Here is an 829-nt window from a genome sequence, read left to right as displayed (position 1 = left end):
AGCCTGAGGGATCCCCACAGCGGCATCAACATTTTGCATCCTCCACTAGGGCTTCGATGGATGCTTTGAGCATGTTCTCATTTAGATAAAACCGAGAATGCTTGAGCAGTCTCAGAGCTAAATACCCGTAAGATAGTACGCGCCGGCTCGTGATGGTGTTTGCTTGGAAATGGCGGTGATAGCCCTGGGCTTCTGCCGCTTTACCCACACAGTATAGATAGAATTGTACCATCATGGCTAAGAGTAAAATGACTTGCAGACGTTTTTCACAGCGACTTAAACTACGGGATAATCCCAGTCCATAGTATTCATTTTTACAATCTCTAAACGATTCTTCAATGGCCATTCTACGTGAATATAAATGGACAAGCTTATTCGCTCCGAATTGATTTTGCGGAAGGTTGGAGACTAAGAACCAAGGCTCTTTGGCGGACTTGCTATGACGCTTATTAATATTGTCTTTGGTCACCACCCCTTTTCTATTTACATTATGTCGTTGTTTGTTTTTCCCTTTGAATAAAACGCCTCGACACGAATACTGACTTCTTTTCGATAAAGTACAAATGGGAAGCTCCATGGCCTTAGAAGAGGCTCGAGTATGATAATCACTTACGTAGCGCCATTGATTTTCCGTCGCCAATTTACATTTCACACTGCCGCGGGTTCTTGCCAACCAATACCAGTTGAGTCGGCTCACTTCCTTAAACCAAGGTATTTTAAACCCGGCATCTGTGCAAATAATCGGTTGGCAGTCACTCGGTAAGAGTTTAGCTAACCTAGCTAAAAAACGTTTCTGAATCATCGGCTGAGCATGTTGCTCCTCAGGATG

1 protein-coding gene is annotated in these 829 nt (G+C 43.9%); it reads right to left on the bottom strand.

Translation table 11 applies throughout. The features are described 5' to 3' along the window. Positions 1-25: 25 nt before the first annotated feature. Positions 26-829 (bottom strand): IS4 family transposase (locus tag Q4567_RS22210; RefSeq protein WP_303502486.1); only part of this gene is annotated, 804 nt, incomplete at its 5' end.

Origin of the sequence: Aliiglaciecola sp. 2_MG-2023 (assembly GCF_030548145.1) — a bacterium.
GTDB lineage: Bacteria > Pseudomonadota > Gammaproteobacteria > Enterobacterales > Alteromonadaceae > Aliiglaciecola > Aliiglaciecola lipolytica_A.
The sequence above is the reverse complement of the archived record's forward strand: the minus strand, read 5'-3'. Positions and strand labels throughout refer to the sequence as shown.